The organism is Methylocaldum sp. (genome assembly GCF_039794385.1).
Lineage (GTDB): Bacteria > Pseudomonadota > Gammaproteobacteria > Methylococcales > Methylococcaceae > Methylocaldum.
The window spans coordinates 1-6,533 of sequence record NZ_JBDIVO010000261.1 but is presented as its reverse complement, the minus strand read 5'-3'; the positions used below and the strand labels follow the sequence as shown (position 1 = coordinate 6,533).

Below are 6,533 nucleotides of genomic sequence, written 5' to 3'. Positions count from 1 at the left end.
ACGATGGCTGCCGATCGCCATTGGCGAAGGGTCGGCATGGCATCTCCGGCCGCGCGTCGCCAGATCAGCAGGATCGCGCCCGAAACGAGGAAGCGGAGCCCGCCCGACAGAAACGGCGGAAGCGTTTCCACCGCGAAGCGGATCACCAGATAGGTCGAGCCCCAAACGAAATAAACCGCCAGCAACGCTAGCCAAATCCTCGTTTTCATTCCTCGAACGCCTGGATGACCTCGGTTTCCGATTTGCCGGCCTCGATCCATTCAACCATGGCAGGATGGCCGAGCACCGTATTCACGTAGTCCTGCGCCACGGGACCTGCATCGAGCCGATAGGTCCAAAAACGCAAGGCCACCGGTGCGTACATGGCATCGACGACGGTGAAGCGGCCGAACAGCCAAGGACCGTCATTCGCGTGCCGCTCCCGGCAGTCCTGCCAGATTTGCCCGATTCGGGCGACGTCCTTTTGAGCGTCCTCGGGCAATTCCTTGGCAACCGGTTGTCGCCGGCAGTTCATGCTGCAATGTATGCGCAAGGCCTGAAAGCCCGCGTGCATTTCCGCCGCGAGCGAGCGGGCCTTTGCCCGGTCGGAAAGAGCTTCAGGCCATCCGCCGGTCTTCGGGAAGCGTTCCGCCAGATATTCGAGTATGGCCAGGGAATCCCAGACAGTAACCCCATCGTTCACCAGTACGGGCACTTTTCCGGACGGCGAATAGGCGGCGATGCGGCTTGCCGTGTCTTCTCGATAGAGGGGAATCCGGACCTCTTCGAAGGGAATGCCGTGGTGTTTCAGAAACAGCCAGGGGCGCAGCGACCAGGAGGAATAATTCTTGTTGCCGATGACCAGGGTCAGATTCATGAAAGACAACTCCTTTTCGATGAAAAAAGTTCAGACGGACAAGGACGGGCTGTTCGTGCGGTTTCCACCGCGGTCGGTGATTTCCCCCAGAATTTCCGCGATCAGGCCGATGCCCCGCTCGATGTTTTCCGGAGCCGCATGGCTAAAGTTCAGGCGCAAGGCCGGGTAACGCTGGTCTCTTGCGGGAAAGAACGGTTCGCCCGGCATGAACGCCACGTCGCGCGTGAGGGCCGCCTGGAGCGCCGCCAGGGTATCGCACTCGCGGGTCAGACGCAGCCAGAAGAACAGGCCGCCGGCAGGCGCCCGCCACTCGGCGAGCCCCTCGAAATGGCGCAGGAGGGCGGCCTGCATGGCGTCGCGCCGTTCCCCGTAGACCCGGATCATCCGCGCCATGTGTTCGTCGAACCCGGCCGAGCTCAGAAACCGCGTGAGCCAGGCCTGGCCGATGCGGTTGGTATGCAGATCGCTCGACTGCTTCAGCCGCACCAGTCCGGAGAAGAGTTCCGGCGACGAAGCGAGATAGCCCACCCTGAGGCCCGGCGCGGTGATCTTGGAAAAGCTCCCGAGATAAACCCAGGGCGCCCGTTCCAGATAGGCGCAGATCGGGGTACGGTCGACCGTCTGGTAGACCAGGTCCCGGTACGGATCGTCTTCGATCAGGGGCACGCCGGTTTCGTCCAGAACCTGGGCTACCGCGCGCCGGACTTCGTCCGAGTAGCAATACCCGGAAGGGTTCTGGAAAGTCGGGATCAAATAGACGAAAGCCGGTCGGCGACGGTCTATGGCCAGGCGCAACGTATCCGGATCGACGCCGTCGGCGGACAGCGGAAGTCCTTCGAATTCCGCGCCGTACACGCCGAGCGCCTGGATCGTGGCGAGATAGGTGGGCGCTTCCAGCAAGACCTGCGAGCCTTCGTCGACGAACAGCTTCCCGACCAGGTCGATGCCCTGCTGCGAGCCGGATGTCACCAGCACCCGATCCGCGTTGCAATCCACCCCCAATGTGGACAGGTTCTGCGCGATCAGGCTCCGCAAGGCAGGTTCGCCTTCGCTGGGGCCGTACTGGCGGTAGTCGTCGGCGAGGCCTTCGAAATCCAGGGACGGCATCAGTTCGTCCGCGGGCAATCCGCCGGCGAAGGAAATCACGCCGGGCCGCTGGGTGACTTGCAGGATGTCGCGGATCAGGGAACTGGTGAGCCGCTCGGCACGGCGGGACAATCGAAGCGTCATGGGATCGTTGATTCCTCGGTAAAGGATTGAAGCAGTATTTCGCCTTGCAGGTATTTTACGGCCCGGCCCGAGATGAGAACGCGTTCCCCCCGCAGTTCGCATTCCAGTTCGCCGCCCCGGCTGGACAGTTGTCTCGCGGAGAAGCGGGTTTTCCCGGTGCGCTCCGCCCAGTAGGTCGTCAGCAGGCAGTGGGCCGCGCCGGTCACCGGATCTTCCGGAATGCCGACCTTGGGTGCGAACATGCGCGAAACGAAATCCACCGAGCGGCCCGGCGCCGTGACGATGACGCCCATGAGGTCGAGCTTGGCCAAAGCCGAGAAGTCGGGCTGCAAGGAGCGTATGTCCTCTTCGTCGGCAAAAACGCAAAGGTACATGGCGCCGCGCAGGACTTCCAGGGGATTGCGTCCCAACCCTTCGGCCAGGAGGTCCGGGCAATCGCAAATCATGCCGTGACTCGCCGGAAAATCCAGCGTCATGAACTCGTTCTCGCGGCGAACCCGGAGCTCGCCGCTGCGGCTGTCGAAGATCACTTCCCGCAAGGCCGGCTCCATTTCCCGGAACACCACATGGGCCGCGGCCAGAGTCGCGTGGCCGCACAGGTCCACCTCGACCGTGGGCGTGAACCAGCGCAAGCTGTAACGCCCGTTCCCGCCGACCAGGAAAGCGGTCTCGGAAAGATTGTTTTCCGCGGCAATCGATTGCAGCGCGGAATCGTCGAGCCAGCGACCGAGCACGCACACGGCGGCCGGGTTGCCGCCGAACAGGCGATCGGTGAATGCATCGATCTGATAGATGGGGATACGCATGGATTCTTTGCCTTCCTAGAGTGTTTTTTATTGCGGCTTGGCGGCGAGCATCGGAGATGCGTGGGTCGGCAATCCTTTGCCGACAGAGCTCCCGCCGACGGGCTGCGTCGGCAAGGGATTGCCGACCTACTTCGCGCGCTACGCCAAACCGAAAAATATTGGTTTAATAGGCCGGGAATCCTTTCCCGGCCTAACGGCTCGACCAAGCCACCTTGAGTCGGTGGGTTACGCTCCGCTGAGCCACCACAATAAATGTTCATTCAAATGCCGAATGGACTATCAGAGACCGGGCATGCCCACGTAACCGGGCAAGGACCGGATGCGTGCGATCCATTGCCCGATGTGTGGAAATTCGTCCAGTACGACGCCGCCTTCCGGAGCGAGAGCGACGTACGGATAACAGGCGATATCCGCTATGGTTGGGTGGTCGGCGGCGAGCCATCGATTTTTTTCGAGATGATTCTCCATGACGCCCAATCCGGATCTTCCCAGATCCTGGCATTGCGCCAGATCCCAGGGACGGTTGAATTTGGTTACCGCCCGAGCCCGTGCAAGCCCGTACAGGATTTCGTTTTCCGACAAGGCCAGCCACTGCATGACCCTGGCCATCGTTTCCGCCTCGGTAGGGAGCCACCGTTCGCCCCCGTATTTTCTGGCCAGGTACACCAGAATCGCCATGGAGTCCCATACGACGGTGCCGGCATCGTCCAGCACCGGAACCTGGCCGCGCGGATTTAAGGCCAGGAAGGCCGCCTGCTTGTGTTCCCCCTTCATCAGGTCGACGGGTATGGATTCGTAGTTCACCCCTGACAATGAACAAAACAGCCTTATCTTGTAGCAGTTACCCGATAATTCCATGTCATAAAGCTTCATGATCGTTCCTCATTAAGATTTGATTTTTCTCGGTCCGTAATGTCATTGAATGGCGAATTCGGCGGCCTTCGCGCTTGATTTCCGCCGACTGCCGCATCGGAGAGTGCTGACTGACCCAAAGGCTTGTCACTACGACGGCAGCCACGCCGAGCAGCGAACCGCTCAACGCCTCCCCCAGCCATAACGCGGAGGCGCCCAAGGTCAGGAATGGCTGCAGCAGTTGTATCTGGCCGATCTTTGCGATACCGCCCACGGCCAGACCGCGATACCACAATATGAATGCCAGGAACTGGCTGACCACGGCGACATAAGCGAACCCGGCCCAAGCGTCGAACGGCGCCGAGAGATCGGTATGCGCCATGATCCAGCACAGCGGTCCCAGCAACCAAGGCACCGACAGCACCAGGGCCCAGCTGATCACCTGCCAGCCCCCCAGAATGCGGGTCAGCCTGGCGCCCTCGGCATAACCGAGCGCGGCCAGCAAAGACGCCACGAACAGCCAGAGATCGCCCGAGCGAAGGCTGCCGCCCCCGGCTTCGAAGGCGAACGCGAACACCGCGGCCGCACCGATCAGCGCCGCGATCCAAAAGCGTCCGGGCAGCCGCTCGCCCGCCAACCACGCGCCGAAACAGGCCGTGGCCAAGGGCGTGACCGAAAGCGCGATGCCGCCGTGGGACGCCGGCAGTTCGCGCATGGCCCAGGCCGAAAGCACCGGGAAGCCGATGATGACCCCCAATGCGACCAAGGCTAAGCCTCGAAGCTGATGACGCTTCGGCCAAGGTTGCCGGGTGACCAGCAAAGCGATTGCCGCCAGTCCAGACGCAAGTACGCCGCGTCCAAAGGCAACGAACCAGGGATCGAGATGCAGGACGGCGACGCGCGTTGCGGGCAAGGTCAGACTGAAGCCGGCAATTCCCAAAATAGCGAGAAGCCAACCCCGGCGTATCTTCGACGTGTTCGACTGCATGACAACCGATTCCCCGAGCGTGTTTTCGTAGCGTGGTGGCCGTACAATAAATTGCCGCCGGCGGACAATACAGATACAGTTGACGATCCGTTCGGCCATCCTGTACCGGTCGCGGAGCCATAACAATCATGAATTCCCTCAACCTCGATCCCCACGACAGCCGGCCCTTGATCGAACAGATCGTGGCGGGCATCAAGCAGCGCGTCGACGAGCGCGCCTTGCGGCCCGGCGCGCGCCTGCCGTCGATCCGGCATTTCGCGAACGAGCACCGGGTCAGCAAGTTCACCGTGGTCCAGGCCTTCGACCGGCTGGTGGCGATGGGCTATCTGAAATCCCGGCAGGGGTCGGGTTTTTACGTGGCTCAACGCTCGGAATCCGGCGCTGCGGTGAATCAGTCCTGCCGGCTCGAGCGGGCCATGGACGTGCTCTGGCTGCTCCGCAACGCCTTGCAGGAACAGCCGCACATCGCCATGCCCGGCGCCGGCTGGCTGCCCGGCGAATGGATGGACGGCGAGGGCATTCAGCGCAGCCTCCGCACCCTCGCCCGCAAGAGCGGCACCTATCTGACCGGATACGGTCTGCCGGCCGGCTACGAACCGCTGCGGTCCCTGCTGGCGCGGCGGCTCGACGATCAGGGCATCGGCTGCTCTCCCCGGCAGATCGTCACCACCCGCGGGGCCACTCATGCCCTGGACCTGATCAGCCGGCTGTTCGTCAAACCGGGCGACGCCGTGCTGGTGGACGATCCCGGCTATTACACCCTGTTCGGTTACCTGAAGCTTTCGGGGGCGCGGCTGGTCGGCGTACCCTGGACTACTCAGGGGCCGGATACCGCCGCGATGGAAAGCCTCATCGAGGAGCACCGGCCCAAGGTGTTTTTCACCAACACGCTGCTCCACAACCCGACCGGCGTCAGCATTACCCAGGCGGTGGCCTACCGGGTTTTGCAACTGGCCGAGCGCTACGATCTGATGATCGTGGAGGACGATATCTACGGCGATTTGTTGACCGGACAGGCGACGCGCCTTGCGACGCTCGATCAGCTGGAGCGGGTGCTGTTCGTCAGCAGTTTTTCGAAAACCGTTTCCGCAAGTCTCCGGGTCGGCTTCCTGGCCTGCAAGTATGAAATCGCCGAGAGCCTCACCGATCTCAAGCTCCTGACCAGCCTGACCACCTCGGAAATCGACGAGCGGCTGGTCTACGAACTCCTTACCGATGGCTATTACCGGAAACACCTGGAAAAACTGCGCTCACGCCTCCGCAAGGCGCGCGGCGAGGCGGTCAGAAACCTCGAAAGCAGCGGGCTGGAAATTTACCAGGACGCGGAGGACGGACTGTTCATCTGGGCTCGCCGCGATGCGTCCGAGAATGCCACGTCGCTGGCCGCGGCGGCGGCCAAGCAGGGCATCATGCTGGCACCGGGCGCCCTGTTCAGACCTCAGCAGGAAGCCTCGCCCTGGCTGCGCTTCAATGCCGCGGGTTGCGGGAATCCGGCCATTTTCCGGTTTCTGGATGAGGGGCTTGCCGGCTGGGATTCCGGAACGGATTTCGACGACTGAAACGTGCCCGGCGGAAGTCGTTGGCGCCTACAGTCAGGATAGATCGACTCAAACCTTCGTAGGTTGGCAACCCTTTGCCGACGAAGACGCTCGGTCGGGATGCGGCGTCGGGAAAGGATTCCCGACCTACCGGGCGGCACGGTTGTAGGTCGGCAACCCTTTGCCGACGAAGACGCTCGGTCGGCAGGTGGCGTCGGGAAAGGATTCCCGACCTACGGGGCGACACGGTTGTAGGTCGGCAA

The 6,533-nt window shown here is 62.4% G+C and carries 7 protein-coding genes; 1 reads left to right on the top strand and 6 read right to left on the bottom strand.

What is annotated here, in order from left to right; translation table 11 throughout:
- The 6 genes from ABJK70_RS18110 to ABJK70_RS18085 form a co-directional block, all read right to left on the bottom strand.
- A partial coding sequence (locus ABJK70_RS18110) for an EamA family transporter (protein ID WP_347258680.1) occupies positions 1 to 209 on the bottom strand: 209 nt, incomplete at its 3' end.
- Complete coding sequence (locus tag ABJK70_RS18105; protein ID WP_347258679.1) at positions 206 to 856, bottom strand: glutathione S-transferase family protein; 651 nt, start codon at positions 854 to 856, stop codon at positions 206 to 208. The genes ABJK70_RS18105 and ABJK70_RS18110, both read right to left, overlap by 4 nt.
- A gap of 30 nt (positions 857 to 886) precedes the next feature.
- Positions 887 to 2,086, bottom strand: a complete 1,200-nt coding sequence (locus tag ABJK70_RS18100; RefSeq protein ID WP_347258678.1) for a PLP-dependent aminotransferase family protein — start codon at positions 2,084 to 2,086, stop codon at positions 887 to 889.
- Positions 2,083 to 2,892, bottom strand: a complete 810-nt coding sequence (locus ABJK70_RS18095; protein ID WP_347258677.1) for a PhzF family phenazine biosynthesis protein — start codon at positions 2,890 to 2,892, stop codon at positions 2,083 to 2,085. The genes ABJK70_RS18100 and ABJK70_RS18095 overlap by 4 nt, the downstream gene beginning before the upstream one ends.
- Before the next feature lie 279 nt (positions 2,893 to 3,171).
- The gene (locus ABJK70_RS18090) at positions 3,172 to 3,765 is read right to left on the bottom strand and encodes a glutathione S-transferase family protein (protein WP_347258676.1); all 594 of its coding nucleotides are present in this window, start codon (positions 3,763 to 3,765) and stop codon (positions 3,172 to 3,174) included.
- A complete protein-coding gene (locus ABJK70_RS18085; protein WP_347258675.1) occupies positions 3,752 to 4,732 on the bottom strand; it encodes a DMT family transporter in 981 nt (326 codons plus the stop codon). The genes ABJK70_RS18090 and ABJK70_RS18085 overlap by 14 nt, the downstream gene beginning before the upstream one ends.
- Positions 4,733 to 4,860: 128 nt before the next feature.
- Here ABJK70_RS18085 and ABJK70_RS18080 point away from each other — a divergent pair, with 128 nt between their 5' ends.
- A complete protein-coding gene (locus tag ABJK70_RS18080; RefSeq protein WP_086133629.1) occupies positions 4,861 to 6,291 on the top strand; it encodes a PLP-dependent aminotransferase family protein in 1,431 nt (476 codons plus the stop codon).
- Positions 6,292 to 6,533: the final 242 nt, after the last annotated feature.

Coding starts and splice junctions, on each gene's coding strand:
- ABJK70_RS18105 (WP_347258679.1), bottom strand. CDS start 856: ATGAATCTGACCCTGGTCATCGGCAACAAGAATTATTCCTCCTGGTCG.
- ABJK70_RS18100 (WP_347258678.1), bottom strand. CDS start 2,086: ATGACGCTTCGATTGTCCCGCCGTGCCGAGCGGCTCACCAGTTCCCTG.
- ABJK70_RS18095 (WP_347258677.1), bottom strand. CDS start 2,892: ATGCGTATCCCCATCTATCAGATCGATGCATTCACCGATCGCCTGTTC.
- ABJK70_RS18090 (WP_347258676.1), bottom strand. CDS start 3,765: ATGAAGCTTTATGACATGGAATTATCGGGTAACTGCTACAAGATAAGG.
- ABJK70_RS18085 (WP_347258675.1), bottom strand. CDS start 4,732: ATGCAGTCGAACACGTCGAAGATACGCCGGGGTTGGCTTCTCGCTATT.
- ABJK70_RS18080 (WP_086133629.1), top strand. CDS start 4,861: ATGAATTCCCTCAACCTCGATCCCCACGACAGCCGGCCCTTGATCGAA.